The organism is Kitasatospora herbaricolor, from assembly GCF_030813695.1.
Classification (GTDB): Bacteria; Actinomycetota; Actinomycetes; order Streptomycetales; family Streptomycetaceae; genus Kitasatospora; species Kitasatospora herbaricolor.
Window position 1 is genome coordinate 1913273 of the sequence record NZ_JAUSVA010000002.1, and the last position, 20314, is coordinate 1933586.

General features: G+C 75.5%; 19 protein-coding genes. 8 read left to right on the forward strand and 11 right to left on the reverse strand.

Features of this window, described 5'->3' with window-relative positions; all coding sequences use genetic code 11:
- Positions 1-97: 97 nt before the first annotated feature.
- Both J2S46_RS08695 and J2S46_RS08700 read left to right on the forward strand, forming a co-directional pair.
- On the forward strand, positions 98-946 hold the full coding sequence (locus J2S46_RS08695) for an undecaprenyl-diphosphate phosphatase (RefSeq protein ID WP_229913097.1): 849 nt from the start codon (positions 98-100) through the stop codon (positions 944-946).
- Between the two features lie 294 nt (positions 947-1240).
- Positions 1241-1981 (forward strand): GmrSD restriction endonuclease domain-containing protein, encoded by a 741-nt coding sequence (locus tag J2S46_RS08700; RefSeq protein ID WP_229913084.1) that lies wholly within the window; start codon positions 1241-1243, stop codon positions 1979-1981.
- 198 nt (positions 1982-2179) lie between these two features.
- Here J2S46_RS08700 and J2S46_RS08705 read toward each other — a convergent pair whose 3' ends face one another.
- On the reverse strand, positions 2180-3658 hold the full coding sequence (locus J2S46_RS08705; RefSeq protein ID WP_191292388.1) for a HEAT repeat domain-containing protein: 1479 nt from the start codon (positions 3656-3658) through the stop codon (positions 2180-2182).
- A 471-nt stretch (positions 3659-4129) separates the two neighbouring features.
- Here J2S46_RS08705 and J2S46_RS08710 point away from each other — a divergent pair, with 471 nt between their 5' ends.
- Positions 4130-4495: a PAS domain-containing protein gene (locus J2S46_RS08710; RefSeq protein ID WP_191292389.1), complete on the forward strand. Its 366-nt coding sequence runs from the start codon at positions 4130-4132 to the stop codon at positions 4493-4495.
- A gap of 199 nt (positions 4496-4694) precedes the next feature.
- Here J2S46_RS08710 and J2S46_RS08715 read toward each other — a convergent pair whose 3' ends face one another.
- A complete protein-coding gene (locus tag J2S46_RS08715) occupies positions 4695-6176 on the reverse strand; it encodes a DNA-binding protein NsdB (RefSeq protein ID WP_191292390.1) in 1482 nt (493 codons plus the stop codon).
- 474 nt (positions 6177-6650) lie between these two features.
- On the opposite strand from J2S46_RS08715, the gene J2S46_RS08720 reads away from it, so the two are divergent.
- Complete coding sequence (locus J2S46_RS08720; protein WP_229913085.1) at positions 6651-7856, forward strand: aminoglycoside phosphotransferase family protein; 1206 nt, start codon at positions 6651-6653, stop codon at positions 7854-7856.
- 66 nt (positions 7857-7922) lie between these two features.
- On the opposite strand, the gene J2S46_RS08725 is transcribed toward J2S46_RS08720, so the two are convergent.
- The 3 genes from J2S46_RS08725 to J2S46_RS08735 form a co-directional block, all read right to left on the reverse strand.
- Positions 7923-9113, reverse strand: a complete 1191-nt coding sequence (locus J2S46_RS08725) for an acyl-CoA dehydrogenase family protein (protein ID WP_191292391.1) — start codon at positions 9111-9113, stop codon at positions 7923-7925.
- A gap of 342 nt (positions 9114-9455) precedes the next feature.
- A complete protein-coding gene (locus tag J2S46_RS08730) occupies positions 9456-9950 on the reverse strand; it encodes a hypothetical protein (protein WP_190212576.1) in 495 nt (164 codons plus the stop codon).
- Between the two features lie 821 nt (positions 9951-10771).
- Positions 10772-11035 (reverse strand): DUF397 domain-containing protein, encoded by a 264-nt coding sequence (locus J2S46_RS08735; RefSeq protein ID WP_370882177.1) that lies wholly within the window; start codon positions 11033-11035, stop codon positions 10772-10774.
- Positions 11036-11488: 453 nt separating this feature from the next.
- On the opposite strand from J2S46_RS08735, the gene J2S46_RS08740 reads away from it, so the two are divergent.
- Complete coding sequence (locus tag J2S46_RS08740; protein WP_229913098.1) at positions 11489-11944, forward strand: PTS sugar transporter subunit IIA domain-containing protein; 456 nt, start codon at positions 11489-11491, stop codon at positions 11942-11944.
- A 281-nt stretch (positions 11945-12225) separates the two neighbouring features.
- Here the strand turns inward: J2S46_RS08740 and J2S46_RS08745 are convergent, their stop codons facing one another.
- The 3 genes from J2S46_RS08745 to J2S46_RS08755 form a co-directional block, all read right to left on the reverse strand.
- Positions 12226-12723: an NUDIX hydrolase gene (locus J2S46_RS08745; RefSeq protein WP_073925304.1), complete on the reverse strand. Its 498-nt coding sequence runs from the start codon at positions 12721-12723 to the stop codon at positions 12226-12228.
- A gap of 100 nt (positions 12724-12823) precedes the next feature.
- On the reverse strand, positions 12824-13471 hold the full coding sequence (locus J2S46_RS08750; RefSeq protein ID WP_191292393.1) for a sugar transferase: 648 nt from the start codon (positions 13469-13471) through the stop codon (positions 12824-12826).
- Positions 13472-13816: 345 nt separating this feature from the next.
- A complete protein-coding gene (locus J2S46_RS08755; protein ID WP_191292394.1) occupies positions 13817-14089 on the reverse strand; it encodes a hypothetical protein in 273 nt (90 codons plus the stop codon).
- A gap of 456 nt (positions 14090-14545) precedes the next feature.
- Here J2S46_RS08755 and J2S46_RS08760 point away from each other — a divergent pair, with 456 nt between their 5' ends.
- Positions 14546-15538 carry a polysaccharide deacetylase family protein gene (locus J2S46_RS08760; RefSeq protein ID WP_229913086.1) on the forward strand — a complete coding sequence of 331 codons (993 nt, stop codon included), beginning with the start codon at positions 14546-14548 and terminating at the stop codon, positions 15536-15538.
- 144 nt (positions 15539-15682) lie between these two features.
- Here the strand turns inward: J2S46_RS08760 and J2S46_RS08765 are convergent, their stop codons facing one another.
- Positions 15683-16480: a glutamate racemase gene (locus tag J2S46_RS08765; protein ID WP_191292396.1), complete on the reverse strand. Its 798-nt coding sequence runs from the start codon at positions 16478-16480 to the stop codon at positions 15683-15685.
- Between the two features lie 57 nt (positions 16481-16537).
- Between J2S46_RS08765 and J2S46_RS08770 the strand changes: the two genes are divergently transcribed.
- Together J2S46_RS08770 and J2S46_RS08775 are read left to right on the forward strand one after the other, a co-directional pair.
- A complete protein-coding gene (locus tag J2S46_RS08770) occupies positions 16538-17710 on the forward strand; it encodes a glycosyltransferase (protein WP_191292397.1) in 1173 nt (390 codons plus the stop codon).
- Between the two features lie 229 nt (positions 17711-17939).
- Positions 17940-18692: an SAM-dependent methyltransferase gene (locus J2S46_RS08775; RefSeq protein WP_191292398.1), complete on the forward strand. Its 753-nt coding sequence runs from the start codon at positions 17940-17942 to the stop codon at positions 18690-18692.
- 100 nt (positions 18693-18792) lie between these two features.
- On the opposite strand, the gene J2S46_RS08780 is transcribed toward J2S46_RS08775, so the two are convergent.
- Entirely contained in the window at positions 18793-19398 is a 606-nt protein-coding gene (locus J2S46_RS08780; protein ID WP_191292399.1) for a flavodoxin family protein, read from the reverse strand.
- 8 nt (positions 19399-19406) lie between these two features.
- On the reverse strand, positions 19407-20282 hold the full coding sequence (locus tag J2S46_RS08785; protein WP_191292400.1) for an alpha/beta fold hydrolase: 876 nt from the start codon (positions 20280-20282) through the stop codon (positions 19407-19409).
- Positions 20283-20314: the final 32 nt, after the last annotated feature.

Consider the following 20314-nt stretch of genomic DNA (forward strand, 5'->3'; position numbering starts at 1 on the left):
CCCCCTGCCGCCGGTACGCCCCCGCCCGCCTCTCCGCACGACGAAACGGACCGCAGATGCGCATCGACCGACTGATACCCCGGGCGGGTAGCCGGTGATCGACTGGTTCCACGGGGCCGTGCTCGGCCTGATCCAAGGGCTGACCGAGTTCCTGCCGGTCTCCTCCAGCGCCCACCTCCGGGTGTTCTCCGCCCTGTTCGGCTGGGACGACCCCGGAGCCGCGTTCACCGCGGTGACCCAGCTCGGCACCGAGTCCGCCGTGCTGATCTACTTCCGCCGCGACATCGCCTCGATCGTGAAGACCTGGACGCTCTCCCTGTTCCGTCCCGCACTGCGCTCGCACCAGGACGCGCGGATGGGCTGGTTCGTGATCATCGGCACGCTGCCGATCGGCATCCTCGGCGCGACCTTCCAGCACACCATCGAGAACTCACTGCGCGACCTCCGGGTGATCGGCACCACGCTGATCGTCTTCGGCGTCATCCTGGCCGTCGCCGACCGCACCCGGGCCGTCCGGCACGCCAGGCCGATCAGCGACCTGACCCTGCCGCACGCGATCGGCTACGGCTTCGCCCAGGCGCTCGCCCTGATCCCCGGGGTCTCCCGCTCCGGCGGCACCATCAGCGCGGGCCTGCTGCTCGGCTACAGCCGGGAGGCGGCGGCCAGGTACTCCTTCCTGCTGGCCATCCCGGCGGTGCTGGCCTCCGGCCTGCTGGAGGTGTTCAAGATCGGCGAGGGTCCGGCGCCCGCCTGGGGCCCGACCATCCTGGCCACCCTGATCGCCTTCGCGGTCGGCTACGCGGCGGTCGCCTGGTTCCTGAAGTACATCTCCTCGCACAGCTTCACGCCGTTCGTGGTGTACCGGATCCTGCTCGGCGTCCTGATCATCGGCCTGGTCACCTTCGGCGTGCTCGAACCCGACGCCGGCGTGGTCGCCGCCAAGTAGGCGCACCCGACGGCGGACCCCGACGGCCCGTGACCTCCCGTACGCACGCGTACCCGCCGGAGGTCACGGGCCGTCGACCTGTCCCGGCCCCGGCCTGCGGCGTCAACGTCCGTCAGCACCCCGAGCGGGTCGGAGCGCACCGGCCGGGAGGGTCGATCGTGCCCGCACCGACCGGGCCCCGGGGGCCCTCAGCCGCCCCGGCGCCGGCCACCCCGGGGCCGTCGCCGCCCGGCGGGCCCGGGCGCCGCGCGTGCCCATTTGAAATGGAGGCGTCAGGGAGGGTATGCAGGGGGAATGGCTCTTCCCACATCCCGTCTGCGGCGCCCCATATCAGGTCTGGGCGTGGCGCTGCTCACCCTCGGCGCCGGCAGCGCCTGCGCCACCGCGACCGCCACCGGCACGGACCTCAGGCCCGGCGCCTCCACCGCCCCGCCGATCACGGCGGCCTCCGCGCACACCGGCGGCTGGCCCGGCCCGCAGCTCTCCTCGATCAGCGCGGCCCGCAAGGAGTTGACCGCCCTGGCGATCGCCGACCGGTGGGAGACGATGGACGGGTACGCCCGGGAGAAGTTCCCGCACTGGATGTCGCAGGGCAACTCCTGCGACACCCGGGAGAGCGTGCTGGAGCGCGACGGCCAGGACGTGCAGATCGACAGCCTCTGCCGGTCGGTCACCGGCACCTGGTACAGCGTCTACGACGGCCTGACCCTGCGTGATCCGGCCAAGACCAACACCGCCCATCTGGTCCCGCTGGCGAACGCGTGGCGCTCCGGCGCCGACAAGTGGACCAGCGCGCAGCGGAAGGTCTTCGCCAACGACCTCACCCACCCCCAGCTGCTCACCGTGTCCGCGGAGTCCAACCGCGCCAAGGGCGACCAGGGCCCGGAGGACTGGAAGCCGCCGATGAAGACCGCCTGGTGCGGGTACGCCCGGGCCTGGGTGGATGTGAAGACCGCCTACAACCTCAGTGTCACCAAGGCGGAGAAGACCGCGCTCGGCCAGATGCTCGACACCTGCCCCGGAGCCGACGACTGACCCCGACGGTCCCTCCCGACCGGGCCCACGGGAAAGAGCCTGCCGGTCGGACACCACGGCCGGCACCGACCCCGCCCGGCAGAAGCCTCCGGCCCCGATCGTCACGGCGATCGGGGCCGGAGGCGTCTCCACCGGTACAGGGGCCCACCGGTCGCGGTGGTGGCAGTGGTCGCGGTGGTGGCGGTAGTGGCGGCGGTGCTAGCGGCCGCGCTCGCGGGCGGTCAGCCGGCCCCGGACGGCGGCGTGCACCTCGGCCTCCTCGGCCGGGTCGGCGGCCAGCCGGCGAAGCCGCTCCAGCACCCGGGCGTCCCCGGTGGTGGCGACATGGCGGGCGGCCAGCTCGCGGGTGGCCTCCTCGCAGTCCCAGAGGCACTCGACCGCCGGGCCCTCGGGGAAGTGCCGGTCGGTGGCGGCCAGCGCCCGGGCCGCGCGACCGCGCAGCTCGGAGGAGGCGGCCTCGCCGTAGACGTGGCGCAGGGCCGGGACGGCTGCGGCGGCGGCCAGCCGCCCCGCGCCGTCGACCAGCGTCCCGAGCCCGACGCCGGTCACCCCGCGGACGGAGATCCAGCGCCGCAGCGCGTCGACCACGACCGGGCCGTCGGCCGGTTCACCGGCGTCCGCCAGCAGCTGGACGGCGGCCTCACCGAGGGCGCTGTCGGCGCCGCCGGTGGCGGGGTCGGCCCAGCGGCGGGCGTGGGCGAGCGCCTCGGGGCCGCGCATCCGGCCGAGGACCTCCAGGGAGGCCCGCACGATGCGCTCGTCGACGTCCGCGGCGGCGGCCTCGATCAGCCCGGGCACCGCCGGGTCCTGCACGTCCACCAGGTGGCGCAGGGCGGCCCGGCGGGCGCCGGGCAGTCCGGAGCGGGCGGCGTCCAGCAGCGTGTCGCGGTCCTCGGGGCGGACCACCGCGCTGAGGCAGCGGGCGGCCGCGGCGGCCCGGCGGGCGCCGGCGTCCGGCTCGGAGGGCTCGGAGGGGTCGTAGCGGTGGAAGGCGGCGGCGCCGTCGAACGGATCGCCCTCGTCGGCCCAGGCCAGCACGCCGGCCACGCTCCAGCCGGGCGTGACCCCGCCGCGGTTCAGCTGGCGCTGCCACAGGTCGAAGGGGGACTGCTCGCTCGCGGTGGCGATTCTGGGGTGGTGCGCGGCCCACAGCCGCCAGGGCCGCGGCTCGTAGGCTCCGCGGACGGCGGCCCGCAGGTCGGCGTCGCCCTCGGGGCCCTCGGGGAAGCGGTCGAGGACGGCCGGGCCGAGGACCAGCAGGCCGAGGTCGTCGTCGCGCATCGCGAGCTCGTCCAGGGCCCAGGCCCAGTTGGTGCCGGTCGCGGCGTACTCGCGCAGCATCAGCAGGGCGTCGCGGCGCCCGTAGGCGGCGAGGTGGCCGAGCACGGAGAGGGCGAGGCCGGTGCGGTTGTCCTCGTGGTCGAGCAGGTCGTCCGGGGCGTGCAGGTGGTCCTCGATGCCGTCGAGCGGCGCTTCGAGCTCCATGTAGAGGCGTGCGTAGTAGAGGGAGCGGTTCTCGACCTGCCAGTCGGCGCGGGGGTCGTTGGTGACGCACTCCTCCAGGGCGGAGATCGCCTCGGTACGGTCGGCCGCCAGCGCATGGAGCTGCCCGTCACCGCGGCCTCGCTGGAGGAGGCCGAGGAGGCTGGCACTGGGCGCTATCACTGGCTCGAACATGAGGTCAGCATCCGTTGCGGCGGTCGTAGTGGCAACGGGATTTCCGTCGCCGGGGGTCATTTGTCGGTTTTGCGGTGGGCGCCCGGGCGCCGGAATCACCGAAGGTTACCCCTTGTACGGGCCCGGCGCACACAGGGCCTGGGACGGCGGGCCCGGCCCTGCCCCGCGCCGGGCCGGCGCCGGACGGGAGGGTCCGGGGCGGCCGTCCGCCGGCGGGCCGCCGGGCCGTGGGCATCGCCGGCGGGCGACGGGCGGGCGACGCCCGCCGTGGGGGCGCCGCCGCCGGGCCCGCGGGCGGCTCGGCCTGTGCGGGTACGGGTGGGAGGCCCCGCGGGCCCGTCCTGCCGCCGGCCCGTTCGGGCATATGCCAGGGACATTGCCGCGAAATTTGCCCAAATCCCTCACAGCGCCGGTACCGCTGTGCGACAGTCGTCTCACAACCTCACCACCACCGACCCGTGGGACCTTCGGATGAGCCTCCCCTCTCCCGCCGCCTCCGGACCCGCCGTACCGGCCACCACCGCCGTCGGCGCCGCCGAATGGGACCTGCTCACCGACCGGGTCCGCTGGTCCGCCGAGGTCTTCCGGCTGCTCGGCCGCGATCCGGGCCTCGGCCCGCTCACCCTCGACCAGCTCCCGGCCCGGCTCCCCGAGCAGGACCGCCCCGCCCTGCGGCGGATGATGACCGACGCCCTGGTGCACGGGCGCACCCCGGCCGGCACCCTCCGGATCCTGTGCCCGGACGGCCCCCAGCTGCTCGTGCACTGCGCGGGCCTACCGGTCCTCGACGAGGACGGTCAGGTCACGGCGCTGCGGATGCTGCTGCGAGCGGTCTGAGGCCCCTGCGGCCACCGCCCGCGCCCTCACCCGGCCGGGCCGCACCGACCGGAGCGGCCGGCGGAACCGGACTCGGGGGACCGTCCGCGAAGACCGGCCCGACCCGGTCCACCCGTCGGAATCGGACCGCCCGGATCGGACCGTCGACATCCGGCCACCCGCGGGCGTCCGCCCCCCGGGCCGGGCGGACCGGCCGCGCTCAGGTCAGCCGGGGCCGCTGCTTGGCGTCCGCCACCCGCAGTTCCTGGCGCAGCTCGTCGCGCAGCTCGTCCACCTCCGGCAGGCCCTGGTAGCGGCCGGTCAGCCGGTACATCTCGCGCAGCCGGTCCCAGGTGCGGTGCGAGGAGGTCTGGCCGATCGAGGCCATCGCCATCTTGGCCTGCACATGGGCCTCGTCCGGCTCGCCGGAGAGCCAGTGCACCGAGGCCAGGGTGATCCGGTCCAGCAGCGCCGAGCGCTCCCGGCCGTTGCGCGAACGCAGGTCGATCGCCAGCTTGGCGTGCCGGACTGCCAGCGGCGCCGCGCTCGGGTCGTGCTCGGCGAGGGTCCGGTAGACCAGCGCCTGCATGCCGTGCAGCTCGGCCTCGTTGAACAGCTGCATCCAGGACGGCAGGGCCTCCCCGTCGTCCCGGACGAAGAGGTCCTCGGCCTCCCCCAGCACCCGCCGGGTCGCCTGCGAGCGGCCCAGCGCGGCCTGCGCCCAGGCCTCCACGGTGTGCAGCATCGCCTGGGTCCGGGGCCGCGTCTCGCCGCCGCCGCTGGCGTTGGCGGCCTGCATCAGGTCGAGCGCGTCGTCGGCCCGCCCGAGGTGCATCATCTGCCGGGCCGCCCGGGAGATGGCCTCGCCGGCCCGGGGCCGGTCCTCCGCCTCCTTGGCCGCCTGGGCGGCGATCACGAAGTACTTCTGCGCGGTCGGCTCCAGACCGACGTCGTGCGACATCCAGCCGGCCAGCACCGCGAGGTTGGCCGCGACGATCCACAACCGCCGGTCCAGCGCCGGGGCGTGGCGGTGCGTCAGCAGCCCGCCGACCTCGTTGAGCTGACCCACGACGGCCTTGCGCTGCAGGCCGCCGCCGCGCGAGGCGTCCCAGGCGCGGAACACCTCCACCGAGCGCTCCAGCGCCTCGACCTCGTCGAAGCCCACCTGGCCGGACTCGTACACGTCCACGACGGGCCGCGCGCCCGCCTGGGTGACCACCTGCCTGGGCCCCGGCCGGCCGGCCGCGTACGCGACCGCGTCGCCCGTGAGCCAGCCCTGGAGGGAGTCGGCGACGACCGCTCCCGCCGTGAGTGCGGCGCCCGCACCCACCAATCCGCGTCGGTTGAGCATGAGGTCCATTCCCGTGAACTCGGTGAGGACCGCGGCCGTTCGATCCGGCTCCCAGGGTTCTGCCGACTGCGCTGTCGTGGACCTGGAGGGCCGGTGTCGTTCCAGACCGAGGTCCTCAGTGGTGACGACACGGCCGAGCCGCTCGGTGAACACGGCTGCCAGCACCCGCGGCACCGGATCGCGGGGAATCTCCCCCTGCTCGATCCAGCGGCGCACCCGCGAGGTGTCGGTGGACAGTTGCTGCTGTCCCATCGCCGCACCGCGCCGGTTCACCAGCCGCGCCAGCTCGCCCTTGGACCATCCGGTCAGGGCGAAGAGGTCGGCCAGTCGTGTGTTGGGTTCCCTGCTCACGTGAAGCCCCCAGGTTCCTCGGCTGGTTCGACCCTAGTGCGGTGTCATGTGCCAAGCGAGCATTCGCCAGGCTTCGCCAGGGTCCGCCACATGGTGTGCCAGTGGCATCTCGGTGTGATGTAGAGGTGCGCCACCCCGCCCTCGGGGTCGGGGGCGCCGCCGGCAGGCCAGGGGTGCTCCCCCGTCCACTCCGTCGGCGCCCCCGGGACCTCTCCCGAGGGGGTGGCGCGGCCGGGTGGCGCGGGGGCGCCGGGCACGGCAGCGGCAGTCGGACCGACCACGTTTCCCCAGGACGCGGACGGGCTCCCGGCGGCCGTCCGGGAGGGTCCAGGCCCTCCCCTCCGTGCCCGGCGCCCGCGCTCCAGACGACCGCACCGAGCGGGGCAGGCGACGCACCAGGAAGCGACCGCCAGCCCTCCCCCGCGACAGCGGGGGTCAGCCCGCCGACGGCAAGGAAGGGATCACCCACCCCTCATGTACTCCTCAGCGACCTCGCCCGCCCCGACCGCCACCCGCCCCGCGCTGCGTCCCCCCACCGCGGCGGGCACCCGTCCCGGCCCCAAGCCCGTGCCGCAGAGCAGGCCGGCGGCCGCCCGCGGCACCGACGGCCGCTCCACGGACGCCCGGGGCCAGGCCGGACGGACGGCTTTGGGCCTGCGCACCCCCGACTCCGCCCTGAACGGCGGGGTCCCGCGGCAGGCCCCCGTCCGGCCGGGTGAGCGGATGCTGCGCGGCCGGCCGGTCCAGCCCCTGGTCGCCGAGCGGATCGACCCGGCCGCCCTGCAGACCCCGGCGGTCCGGGCCGCGCTGGCCAACATCGCGCGGATATGTCCCGCGTTCACCCCGCGGCAGGTCCTGCGCGAGGGCAGCCGCCACATCCTGGTGGCCGGCACCATCGGGCGGGCTCCGGTGGTGGCCAAGTGCCTGGCCCCGCAGGCCGTCCGGGGTGACCAGTTCGAGCAGCTGGTGGCGGACTTCCACCACGAGGTCGCGGTCTACCGGGCGTTCGTCCGGCACCGCCCGCCGGTCCGGCTGCCCCGGCTGGTGGCCGCCGACCACGACCGGTGCGTGCTGGTCGTGGAGCGGGTGCCGGGCCGGCCCGCCGCCCGCGAACGGCACCCGGTCAACGCGCCCACGCCGGGCGAGATCCGGGCGATCCTCGGCGCGGTCCGCACCCTCAACCTGTGGCGGCCGCCCACCGACGTCTTCCACACGCCGCTGGACTACCCGATGGAGATCGCCCGGTTCCACTCGGTCGGCCAGCTGACCGACCGGGACGCCGGGGACCTGCGCGGGCTGCTGCACGGGCTCAGCCACACCCCGTTGCAGCTCTGCCACGGCGACGCGCTGCTCAGCAACATGCTGCTGGCGCCGTCCGGCCCGGTGCTGGTCGACTGGGAGCAGGCCGGCTGGTACCTGCCCGGCTACGACCTGGCGGTGCTGTGGAGCGTGCTGTCCGGGGACACCGCGGCGCGGCGTCAGATCAGCCAGCTCGCGCAGTCCGGCGGGACGCTCGCCCGGGACGCCTTCCTGGTCAACCTGGTGCTGGTGCTGATGCGGGAGATCCGCCTGTACGACGTGCCGGGCGCCGGCGAGGAGCAGCGGATCATGATCCGCCGGCTGTACGACGACGCCGCGCTGGCCCGCCGGGCCGTCCGCGCCGCGGTGGGGACCCGCTGACCGCGGGCGGGCCGGGCGCCAGGGGACTGGACGCCGGCGGGCCGGCCGGCGCCGGGGCGGCCGCGCTCAGGCCCGGACCGGGCCGCGGTCCAGGGCGGCGCGCCCGGCGGCGTCGAGCACCGTCTCGTCGGGGGCGAAGTGCACCCGTCCGCTGAGCACGTCGCGCAGGTAGCGCTCCAGCGGGTGACGCCGGCTCAGACCCGGGTTCCCGGTGAGCGAAACGGCCTGCTGGACCGCCGAGATCGCCGAGCGGGAGGCCAGCAGCTGGGCCGGCCCGGTCCGGGCGACGGCGTCCGGTTCGGCGAGGTCCACGCGCGGGGCGAGGCCGCTCACCAGTTCCTCCGCGCCGATCAGCAGCGCCTCTATCTCGCCGAGCGCGGTGCGGTAGCGCGGCAGCGCGGCCAGCGGCTCGGTGAGATTGGCCGGAGTGCGCTGGTTGAGGAAGCGCACCAGCCAGTCCTGGGCGGCGCGCGCCACCCCCAGGTACACCGCCGCGAGCGCCAGGTCGTGCCAGGCCCGGGTGAGGGCCGCCGCGGCGCCGGCGCCCGGGTTCTCCCGGCCGCCGAGGCCGAGCGCGAGGTCGGTGGGCACCCGGACGCCGTCCAGCAGGACGTCGTGGCTGGCGCTGGCCCGTAGGCCGAGCTGGTCCCAGGTGGGGTCCACCTCGATGCCCGCGCTGTCGCCGCGGACCAGGAACGTCCCGATCCGGGGCACCGGTTCGTCGGTGCGGGCCGTGACGGCCATCCAGGCGAGTGCCTCGGCGCCGGTGCAGTAGGTCTTGCGGCCGGTGATCAGCCAGCCGTCGCCGTCCCGCCGGGCGACGGTCGCGGGCAGCCCGGCGGGGTGCCCGGGCTCCGCTCTCAGGGTGTTCACCAGGGCCGGGCCACGGCGGGATTCGGTCAGCAGCCTCCGGTAGCCGGCGGCCGGCCAGCCGCCGGTCCGCGCCTGTTCGGCGTGCTGGAGCAGGGTGAAGGCGGTGACCACCGCCACCGAGGCGTCGCCACGCCCGAGTTGGGCCAGCACCCGAACGATTTCGGCCAAGCTTCCGCCGGGCCCGCCGAACCTGCGGCCGACCGTCAGGGTGAGCAGTCCGGCCTCGTGCACCGCCTCGATGCCCTGGTACGGGAAGGTCGCGTCCCGGTCGTGCTCCTCGGCCCGGGCGGCCAGCAGGTCGACGACCCTGGGCAGCCGGGCGAAGGCCTCGGCCACCGGGGAGGGCCCGTCGCCGGGTGACTGGTCGGCGGTCGTGGTGGTCATGATGGGGTGCCTCCGGGGCGGCAGCGTGGCTCGGCGAAATGCGGGCGGCACGCTCTACGCGCGTGCGGGAACCGGATGCGGCGGCCCGGGACGGCCTCGACACGAGGATCCCCGGAGGATCAGGGCCGACTGGTCGATTCCAGCCGATCTTGAGCCGCCACCGGGGGACGAATCCCCCTCATCTGCCCGGACACGCCGCGCTGGCGGTTCGCCGCAGGTCGAGATAGCTGCGACGGGTCAGCAGCAGGGGACGGCACGACATGCTCGCGACTGTACGAAGCGATGATCGAAACCGTCAAGCACACCCCGGCCACCGGGCCGGTACGAACCCGAACCTCGCGGTCAGCCCTGCTGGAACATGTCGGCGGGCAGCGGCTTCAGCAACTGGTAGAGATCGTCCGAAATCGGCCGGTCCCAGGAGGCGATGGTGACCTGCACCCCGTCGCTGCGCCCGAACTGCGAGCAGAACACCCGCTCCTCGCTGACCTTGACCTTCTTCACGATCAGCAGGTCGTCCCCGAGCATCACCGGGAAGTCCTCGGCGGAGACGAAATCCACCGGCTCGTTGTTCTCCAGGGCCGCGAGCAACTGCCGGACCTCGAAGGGCACGCTGTCCCCGGTGTCGCGGGCCGGCGAGTTCTCCGGCAAATTCCCGATGAACATTGCGGGGCCGCGGCCGCCGAACAGGTCGTAGCGAAGGAAGATCCCCTGGCAGGAGCCGTCGGGGCCGGCCATCATGGCGGCGCCGAAATCACCGGGCCAGTCGCCCGGATCCATCGCGAGCACGTCGAAGTCCGGGCCTGCGGGCTGGCCGGAGCGACGGCGGAGAAAAGACATGGCAACATCGTACGTGCCCGGCACACCACGTTCACGAGGTGGGTCGGACAGCATGTGGAGATCCACGCTCAGAGACCAATGTTGACTCTGAGCAACCGTCCGGGCTACGTTCGGTTCAGCACGACAGCCGTTCTGGGTTCCATCCTCCGGGGGGCGGCATGTCGCCACGCGACCCCACACGCGTATCCCTCACTGTGCACACCGTCGTGCCGAACAGCAGAGCATCCAGCTTCGCCGATCGCCGCACACAGCAGCTGCACACCACAAGCCAACAGCTCGAAAACACACGAACCAGGTTCGCGGGGCCCAGGCCCGTCGCACTCGCGGATCTGCCCGGGACTCCGCCGCGTGGGGGCGTGCGGGCCCCGGGCAAACCGGAGCCGTACTTCCGAGTAGCTCTCGGATGTCCGGTTCCATCCTCCCTGCGACTGCCGACCCTTAGCGGGGTCGGGACCGGCCGACGCACCTTGGTGTGATGGGGATTCATCGGGAGGAGCCCGGCGTCGCCGCCGGGGAGCACAGCAGGCGCCGTGTCTGGCCGCGTGGGGGCGGTGGGCACGGCGTCTGCCTGCTCTTACTCTGAATCGACTTTGTCGAACAGTCAACGGAAAATATGACGTGTCGGCATCAACCGGGCCGCAGCTCGGTCACGACCCCGTTCCGACGCCGTTCTCCGCCAGTTTTGGGAGCTTTTGCGGCTTGTTCGGGCATCGCCCCGAGCGGCCCGGCCACGCCGGACCGGACCGCTCATGCCGGTGGTCCCGCTCATTCCTTCGAGCCGCGGCCGCCGCGCGGCCGGCGCCTCACGTGGAGCCGGAGCCTCAGGTGAGGTCGAACTCGCCGTCGCGGGCGCCGAGCACGAACGCCCGCCACTCGCCCGGGGTGAAGACCAGCACCGGCCCGTCCTGCTGGCGGCCGTCCCGCATCGCGATGTACCCGTCCACGAAGGCGATCTGCACGTCGCCGACCCCCTGGCTGCTGGACTGCCAGACGGCCCCCGCCAGGTTCGGCCGGGGCTTCCGCCCGTTCGCGAGGACCTCCGTCGAACCGGCCGTGTCCACGCCCGTACCGCTGTCGACCGTCACTGCGTCTCCTCCCGACGTCGTCCGGAGGCCAGCGTAACCAGGCCGCCCGCCCAGGACGCCGTTCTCGGGCCGGGACGCCCCCGCCGGGGGCGCGCATCGGCGACCGGGCCACGGCGGCGCACCGACTGTGCTAGGCGGCCCCTCCGTCGCGGGGGCGGGGGCGGGGGCGGACGCGGGCCGGCAGCGGGCCGTGGGACGGGTGTCCGACGGCCTGTCAGGGCGGGTCCGGGAGGCGAACACACGGGCCCGGTTCAGCCCGCGCGGCCCGGCCGACTGACAGAGTGAGACCGAGCAGGGGCCAGCACGACCTGCCCCGACTCCCCGCTCCCCGCCCGCCAGCCCGCTCACCCGTTTCCCCAGGAGCAGCCGATGAGCCGCCGGGACGGCACCCGCGCCGACGTCATCCCCATTTCCGACGCCCCCTCGGCCCACACCCCGGCCCCCCGCGCGCCGATCTCGCCCGCCAAGCTCCCCAAGCCCTCGGGCGGCCGCCCGCCGGCGCACGGCAGGGTCGGGGTCGTGCTGGTCTCGCACAGCGAGGAGCTGGCCGCCGCGGCCGGCGCGCTGGCACGCTCCCTGGCCGGGCCGGCCGACCCGGCCCCGGTCGCGACCACCGGCGGCGGGCTCGGGGACGGCCCGGGGATCAGTGCGGTGCTGGTCGCCGCGGCCACCCGCCGGGTCGACCAGGGCCACGGCGTGGTGGTGCTGGCCGACCTGGGCGGCGCGGTCGGCACCGTCCGGGCCCTGCTCGCGGCGGCGGACGAGCACGGCCTGCCCTTCCCCGTCCGGTTCGCGGACGCGCCGTTCGTGGAGGGGGCGGTCGCCGCCGTGGCCACCGCGACGGCCGGCGGGGACCTCTCGGCGGTGCTGGACGCGGCCGAGGAGGCCTACCGGCAGCGCAAGGACTGACCCGGACCCGCCCGGCACGGCTCCGGCAGCCGGTGGGCGGCACGAGCCGTGCCGGCACGAGCCCGGGGCCCGGAGGCACCGTTGTCGGCGAACCACCCCACCAAGGGTGACCGCGCGGCTACTATCGGCTCCAGGCCCGGTCTCCCGCCGGGCTCCGGCGGGAGAGGGGGGATCCTCGGCCATGCGCGTCGTGACCTGCGCAGCCGGCTCCGTCGGCACCCTCCCGGTCCGGGCCTCGCCGGCACCCCCGGGTGCCCGGGTGGCCGCCAGGGCCTCCCGGCCTAGCCGGCCAGGGCCTCCGGGCCGCCGTCCAGCACGAAGGCGGTCTCCCCCTTGCAGTCCAGGGCGTGCCGGAGCCGGTTGAGGACTCTCGGCTCCAGCTCGGGCAGGGCGTCCGGCTCGAACCAGCGGATGTCCAGCGACTCGTCGTCGTTGACCCGGGCCTCGCCGCCCACCAGCCGGCAACGGAAGGTGAGTTCGAGGTACTGGCTGCGGTCACCGTTGGGGTACTCGATCACCGGCGAGACGGTGACCGAGGTCAGCAGCTCGGGCACGACCACCACCCCGGCCTCCTCGAACACCTCCCGGACCAGCCCGTCGGCCGGCTGCTCGCCCGGGTCGAGGATGCCCCCGATCATCGACCAGCGGCCGTCGTCCGCCCGCTGCCCGAGCAGGATCCGTCCGTCGTCGTCGACGATCACCGCCCCGACGCCGTTCAGCCAGAGCAGCCCGGTGCCGACCACCGAGCGGAGGTCCGCGAGAAACTGAGGAATAGCCATGCCCGAACCCTACGCCCGGGCCACCGCGCCGCCCGGTCGGCGCCGCTCCCTCGGCGCCGCTGCCTCGACGGCCGCCCGGACGTGACGTACTGACCGGCCGTCATTCCCGGCCGGACGGCCCGGGGCGTCCGGCGGCCTGCCGGGGCGGAGGCACCGGGGCCGGCGGTGTGCGCGCCGGCCCCGACCGGGCGGCGGGGACGGCTGCCGGGCCGCCGTCCGGGCGCAGCAGCCGTTTCACCGTCAGGGCCAGGATCCGCAGGTCGAGCCGGAGCGAGCGGTGCTCGACGTACCAGAGGTCGAGCGCCAGGCGCTGCGACCGGGTGACCTGGCCGCGGCCGCCGACCTGCGCCCAGCCGGTGAGGCCGGGCCGGACGTCGAGCCGGCCGCGCCGGCGCGGCGAGGCCGAGGACGGCGGGGCCTGCTCCGGCGGGACGGGGCGGGGCCCGATCACCGCCATCTCGCCGCGGGCGACGTTCCAGAGCTGCGGGAGCTGCTCCAGTCCGGTGCGGCGCAGCAGGGCGCCGAGGCGGGTGGCGTGGGAGGGGTCCAGCCCGTCCGGGCCCTGTGGCCCGCCGGTGGTCCGGAAGGTGAGCATCGCGAACGGTCGGCCGTGCCGGCCGCTCCGGGGCCGGCGGACGAGTACCGGGCCGCCGGTGCTGCAGCGGATCAGCAGGGCGATCAGCAGGCCCAGGGGGAGGGCGGTGATCCCGGCCAGTGCGATGATCGCGAGGTCCCCGGCGCGCTTCATCGGCGGATCCGGACGAGGCGGGTCTGCCCGGCAGGCCCGGCGGCGGCGGTGCGCCGGGCAGGCGGGCACCCGACCGGCGTACGGGGGCGGGCGGACGCCCGGTACGGCGCGGTCGTGCGCATCGCGCTCCCCCTTCCCGGTGCTCTCCCCGACGCGGCGACCCGCGGAGACGGTCTCACCGTAGGGGGACGGGTGGCGCTGCGGCCGGGAGGTACGGAAGAAGGGCGGAGACCGTCCGGAATCCGGCCGGTTCTGCCGCTTCGCCGCGATCCGCCCGCCGGGCAGGCCCGCAGCGCTGCCGGCCGGCGGCGGGCCGCTCCGCCGGGATCAGCGGGATCAGCGGGATCAGAGGGTGACGCCGCGCCCGTGGCGGATCACCGTGAAGGCGATCCGGCCGAGCAGCAGCACGCCCGCGGCCAGGCAGCCGGCGACGGCCATCACCCAGGCCGGCCCGTCGGTGTCGGGGACGGCCACGGCGACCACGATCCCGACCGCGAGGCAGGCCAGGCCGACCACGGTCAGCGGGAGCTGGTGGCGGTGCAGGGCTCCGCCGCTCCAGAGCCGGGCGGCCCGGGAGAGCGGCTGGGCCAGAGAATGATCACGGTCCGCGTCTGCCATGAGACCCAAGGTACATCCGCCCGGCCCCGGGAGCAGCCCCTGCGGACACGGCCCGGCGACCGGGGCCCGGACGCCGGGCCGCGGCCCCGTCCGACCCGTCCGAAAATCGGGCCCCGGACGGTACAACCATCCTCGGCCCGTATCGGTCTCCCCTACATCGAGCGATCCAGGAGCCGTCCGCGGTACGGGTTGGGAGTCCCCGCCGAGGACCGGAGAACCAGGGGGCGGAGCCGCCGCGCCCAGGTGTCGGAGGCCGGGCTCAGTCCTCCGACGGTACCGCCACGCCGCATGGGCGATCGAGGGGGAACCGTGCCGTATTCCGAGACCACGAGAGTCAGAGGCCTGCCGTCGGCGTTCGCGCCGCTCGGGCTGTCCGGGCTGACCGGGGCGCCCGGCCGAGCCCGGCCGACCGGCTCACCCGGCCCGTCGGTCGGTGCTCCGACGCGCCCCGATCCGGTGCGCCCGAACCAGGTGCGCCCCGCCGGGGCCGGCCGGCCCGCGGCCCGGCCCGACGGCGCGGACGGGTACGGCCCGCACCCCGGCCGGCCCGGCGACTGGCTGCGCTTCGCACCCGTCCAGCCGCTCTTCCGGGCCCGGGCGGCCCAGCGGCTGGCCGTCCTCGCCTACCACGGGGTGACGGACCCGCGGTCGTTCGGCGCCCAGCTGGACCGGCTGCGGCGGCTCGCCGTGCCGGTGTCGCTGGAGGCCGTCCAGCGGGCCGTGGCCGAACGGCGGCCGCTGCCGCCCCGCAGCGTGCTGATCACCTTCGACGACGCCGACCGCAGCGTGCTGACCCATGCCCTGCCCGAACTCACCCGGCGCGGCATCCCGGCCGCGGCGTTCGTGATCTCCGAGCTGATCGGCACGGACCGGCCGTTCTGGTGGCACGAGGCGGCCTTCCTCGCGCGGCACGGCGGCCGGGCCCGCTCGATCCGCACCGACCGGCCGTCCCAGCTGCTGCCCCGGCTCAAGTCGCTGCCCGACCCGGACCGCCGCCGCAGCCTCCAGGAGCTCCGGGTCAGCGCGCACCGCCGCCCCCCGCGCCAGGAGCAGCTCACCCCGGAGGACCTGCTGGCCCTGCGCGACGCGCGGGTGGCGATCGGCAACCACACCCAGGGGCATCCCTGTCTGGGCCGCTGCGACGCCGCGACCGTACGGGCCGAGATCACCGGTGCGCACGACGCCCTGACCCGCTGGCTCGGCGAGCCGCCGGTCGCCTTCGCGTACCCCGACGGCGGGCACGACCCCCGGGCCGAGGCGGTGCTGGACGAGTTGGGATACCGGCTCGGCTTCCTGTCCGACCACCGGCTCGGGCCGCGGCTGCCGGGACACCCGCTGCAGATCAGCCGCCTCCAGGTGGACTCCACGACCAGCGCGCGGCGGTTCGACACGATCCTGTCGGGGCTCGAGCCGGCCTATCGCCGCTGGCGGGGGCAGTCGGTGGCCTGAGTCCGGAGGCGCCTGCCCGGGGCGGGGGCGGCTGGTGACCGGCGGCGGCGGTCGGCTCCTGCGGCCGACTCCTGCGGCCGGCTCGGCGGTCGGCTCCTGCGGCCGACTCCTGCGGCCGGCTCGGCGGTCGGCTTCGGCGGCCGGTCAGGCCCGGGCCGGCGCCTGGGAGACGGCCACCAGGCGGCCCTCCGGGTAGCGCGCCGCGACGGGGCTCAGCACGGCCGGACGGCCGCTGTGCAGCACCGTGAGCCCGCCCGTGCCCGCCTCGGCCGCGCGCTCCCCGTCCCGGTCGGCGATCCGGCGCAGCGCCTGGGCGGCGACCGCGCCGGCCGAACCGAGCAGCTCCAGGTCCGGGGTGGCGGTGGGAGCCACCGCGGCCCGGATCCGCTCGGCCACCAGTTCGTAGTGGGTGCAGCCGAGCACGATCACCGCGGTGCCGGCCGGGGTCAGCGCGGCGGCCGCGGCCACCGCGGCGTCGATCGCCGCGTCGTCGCCGCGCTCCACCGCGTCCGCCAGGCCGGGGCAGGCCACCTCGGTGACGGCGGCCCGGCCCGCGAAGTCACGGATCAGACCCCGCTGGTACGGGCTGCCGGTGGTGAGCGGGGTCGCCCAGATCGCCACCGGACGGCCGGTCACCGCGGCGGGCTTGATCGCCGGGACGGTGCCGATCACCGGCAGTCCGGGCTCCAGGGCCGCCCGCAGGGCCTCCAGCGCGTGGACCGAAGCGGTGTTGCAGGCGACCACCAGCGCGTCCGGCTCGTGCGCCGCGGCCGCCAGCGCGCAGGCGAGAGCGCGCTCCGCGACGCCCGCCGGCGTACGCGGGCCCCACGGCATGCCGTCCGGGTCCGAGGAGAGCACCAGGTCCACGTCGGGCCGCAGGGTGCGCAGCGCGGCGGCCGCCGCCAACAGGCCGATTCCGGAGTCCAGCAGTGCGATCTTCACGGGGAACGACTCTAGTCGATCCACCCCCGGCGGCCTCCGGTACGGCAGACTGCCCGGGTGACGGTCCTGCTGTGGGTCTCCCTGCTCTCCCTGCTGGTCTGGCTCTGGCTGACCTGCTGCCACGGGTTCTTCTGGCGCACCGACGTGACCCTGCCCGAGCGCCGCGCGCCGGCCCGCTGGCCGGAGGTGGCGATCGTGGTGCCGGCCCGGGACGAGGCCGAGGTCCTGCCGCTCACCCTGCCCGGACTGCTGGCGCAGGAGTACCCCGGCCGGGCCCGGGTGATCCTGGTCGACGACCACAGCGGTGACGGGACGGCCGGGCTCGCGGCCGCCCTGGCCGGCTCCGGCGCGCTGCCGCTCACCGTCACCGCCCCGCCGCCGCTGCCGGCCGGCTGGACGGGCAAGCTCTGGGCGCTGCGCCACGGCGTCGAGCTGGCCCTCGCCGGACGGCCGGCGGACCGGCCCGCCTACCTGCTGCTCACCGACGCCGACATCGCGCACGGCCCGCGGTCGCTGGCCGAGCTGGTGTCGGCCGCCGAGAGCGCGGGTCTCGACCTGGTCTCGCAGATGGCGCGGCTGCGGGTGAGCACCCGGTGGGAGCGGCTGATCGTGCCCGCCTTCGTCTACTTCTTCGCCCAGCTCTACCCCTTCCGCCGGAGCAACCGGCCGGGCAGCCGGACGGCGGCGGCCGCCGGCGGCTGCTCCCTGGTAAGGGCGCAGGCGCTGGAGCGGGCCGGCGGGGTGGCGGCGATCCGCGGCGCGGTGATCGACGACGTGTCCCTCGCCAGGGCGGTGAAGGCCTCCGGCGGGCGGACCTGGCTGGGCCTGGCCGAGCAGGTGGACAGCGTCCGGCCGTACCCCGGGCTGGCACCGCTGTGGCGGATGGTCTCGCGCAGCGCGTACGCGCAGTTGCGGCACTCGCCCGTGTTGCTGCTCGGCACGGTGCTCGGCCTGGCGCTGGTCTACCTGGTGCCGCCGGCCGCGACGGTGGCGGGGCTCGCGGCGGGGCGGCCGGACGTGGCGGCGGCGGGCGCGGGTGCCTGGGCGCTGATGGCGGGGACGTACCTGCCGATGCTGCGCTACTACGATCAGCCGGCCCTGGCCGCGCCGCTGCTGCCGTTCACGGCGTTCCTGTACCTGCTGATGACGGTCGACTCGGCGGTGCAGCACCGGCGCGGCCGGGGCGCGGCCTGGAAGGGCCGGACGTACCAGGGTCTGCCGGACAACTGATCGGGCGGCGGGTGCGCGGGGCCCGGGCGACCGCAAGGGTCCGGGCCGGGCGGCGCTCGACGCGGACGGTGGATGCGATCCGCCGCATGACACCGGATGCCGCCGGGAGCCCGGCCGTCACGGGCGTCCGTGGAGCGTCCGGGCCGCGGCCGGGAGCGCCCCGGAGCGCGTCCGGCCCGGGGACCCGAAAGGAAGGACGGGCGGGGGCCCGGTGGGCGACACTGGCCCGATGGACCGCCAGACGATCTCCCGCATCGCCCATACCGATCATCCGATCGCCGCGCCGATCACCGACGAGGCGGTGGCCCGGCTGATCGGCCGGGCCGCGCGGCCCGAGGCCGGGCGGGCCCTCGACCTGGGTTGCGGGGAGGCCGGCTGGCTGCTGCGGACGCTGGCGGCGAAGCCCCGGTGGCAGGCGGTCGGGGTCGACCTGGACCCGACCGCCCTGAACCTGGCCCGGCGGACCGCCCAGGCGATGGGGCTGGAGCGGCGGATCGGCCTGCACCACCTGGACGCCGCCGAGTTCACCGCCAAGGAGCCCTTCGACCTGGTGCTGAGCATCGGCGCCACGCACGCGTTCGGGGGGCTGGCGCCCACCCTGGCGGCGGCCGGCCGGCACCTGGCGCCCGGCGGGCGGCTCCTGGTCGGCGACGCCTTCTGGGAGCGCGAGCCGGGCCAGGAGGCGCTCGACGCGCTGGGCGCGGCCCGCGAGGACTTCACCGACCTGGCCGGCACCCTGGACCTGGTCCGGGCCGAGGGCTGGACGCCCGTCCACGGCCATGTCAGCAGCCGGCAGGAGTGGGACGACTACGAGCTGTCCTGGACTGGCTCGCTGTCCGAGTGGGCGCTGGACCACCCGGAGCACCCGGACAGCGCGGCCGCCCTGGCGGCGGCCGACGTCCACCGGGCCGAATGGCTGCACGGCTACCGGGGGACGCTCGGTTTCGTCACCCTCCTGCTGCGGCGCACGTCGGCGCACTGACGGCTCCCCCGTGCCCGTGGTGCCGGCCGGGGGCCGCCCGGCCGCACGTGCGTACGCGGCCGGGCGGCCCCCTGAGGTACCGGCCCGGTGCCGGGCGGGGTCAGCCGGCGGCGACGGCCGGCAGGGCGTCGCCGGCCGTGATCCGGAGGGTCTGCTCGGCGACCCGGCGGCCGAGGTGCTCGGCGGTGGCGAGGTCGGAGGGGTGCATCCCCTCCGGGCCCTGGTCCCCGTCGGACTGCGCGGCCGCGCCGAGCCAGAAGCCGAGCCGGTTGAGGTCCTGGTCGGAGGCGGTGCTGCGGTTCCAGCCGGGCAGCAGTCCGAGGCTCACCCAGGTCATCCCGTGCTGGGCCGCGACGATGGTGAGCGACTGCAGGGAGTTGAGCTTGTCACCGCTCATCGAGCCGGAGTTGACGAACCCGGCGGCGATCTTGTTGCGCCAGGCCTGCTCGACCCAGCGGCCGCTGGTCTGCTCGACGAAGGTGCGGAACCCGGCGGAGACGTCGCCGAGGTAGGTGGGCGAGCCGAAGACGATGGCGTCGGCGGCGTCCAGCACCGCCCAGTCCTGCTCGGTGATCCCGTCGACGGCGATCAGGGTGACCGTGGTGCCCGGCACCTCGGCGGCGCCGCGCGCGACGGCCTCGGCCTGCCGTCTGGTGTGGCCGAAGCGGCTGTGGTACGCGACGGCGACGGATATCTCGTGGGGCATGGTGCTCCTCACTTCTGCGTGCGGTCGAGGAAGTCGGCGATCAGCGGCGCGATCTCGGGGAGGTTCTCCTCCAGCGCGAAGTGACCGGTGTCGAAGAGGTGCAGGTCCGCCCCGGGCACGTCGCGCAGGTAGGCGCGGGCGCCGGGCTCGGTGAAGAAGGCGTCGCCGCGGCCCCAGACGATCAGCGTGGGCGGCTGGGCGGTGCGCAGCCACTCCTGCCAGGCGGGGTAGTGGCCCAGGTTGGAGTGGTAGTCCAGGGCCAGTTCGACCTGGATGTCCTTGCGGCCCGGCAGGTCGAGGAAGTGCTGGTCGAGGGTCCAGCTGTCGGGCGCGACGGCGGCCGGGTCGGTGGTGCCGCCCTCGTACTGACCCCGGGTCATGTCGAGGGTGAGCAGGGCGCGCACCCGCTCCTCGGCGCCCTCGACACCGGGCCGCTCGGCGATGAAGTCGCGGGCGAGGTCGGAGAGTCCTTCCTCGTAGGCGTTGCCGTTCTGGACCACCAGACCGGTGATCCACTCGGGGCGGCGGGTGGCCAGCCGCAGCCCCACGGGGGCGCCGAAGTCGAAGATGTACATCGCGAAGCGGTCCAGCCCGAGGGCGAGGCAGAAGTCCTCGACCACGTCGGCCAGGCCGTCGAAGCTGTAGCGGAAGTCGGCGGGTGGCGGGCTGTCGCTGAAGCCGAAGCCGGGGTAGTCCGGGGCTATCAGGCGGAACCGGCTGCCGAGGGCGTCGAACAGCCGGCGGAACTGGTGCGAGGCGGACGGGAATCCGTGCAGCAGCAGGAGGGTCGGGGCGTCGGCGGGCCCCGCCTCACGGTAGAAGATCCGTAGTCCGCCGACCTCGGCGTAGCGGTGCCGGATGTGCGGGAGTGCCAGTTCGGTCATGTCACACGCTTCCCCTAAGCGGACCCGAGTTG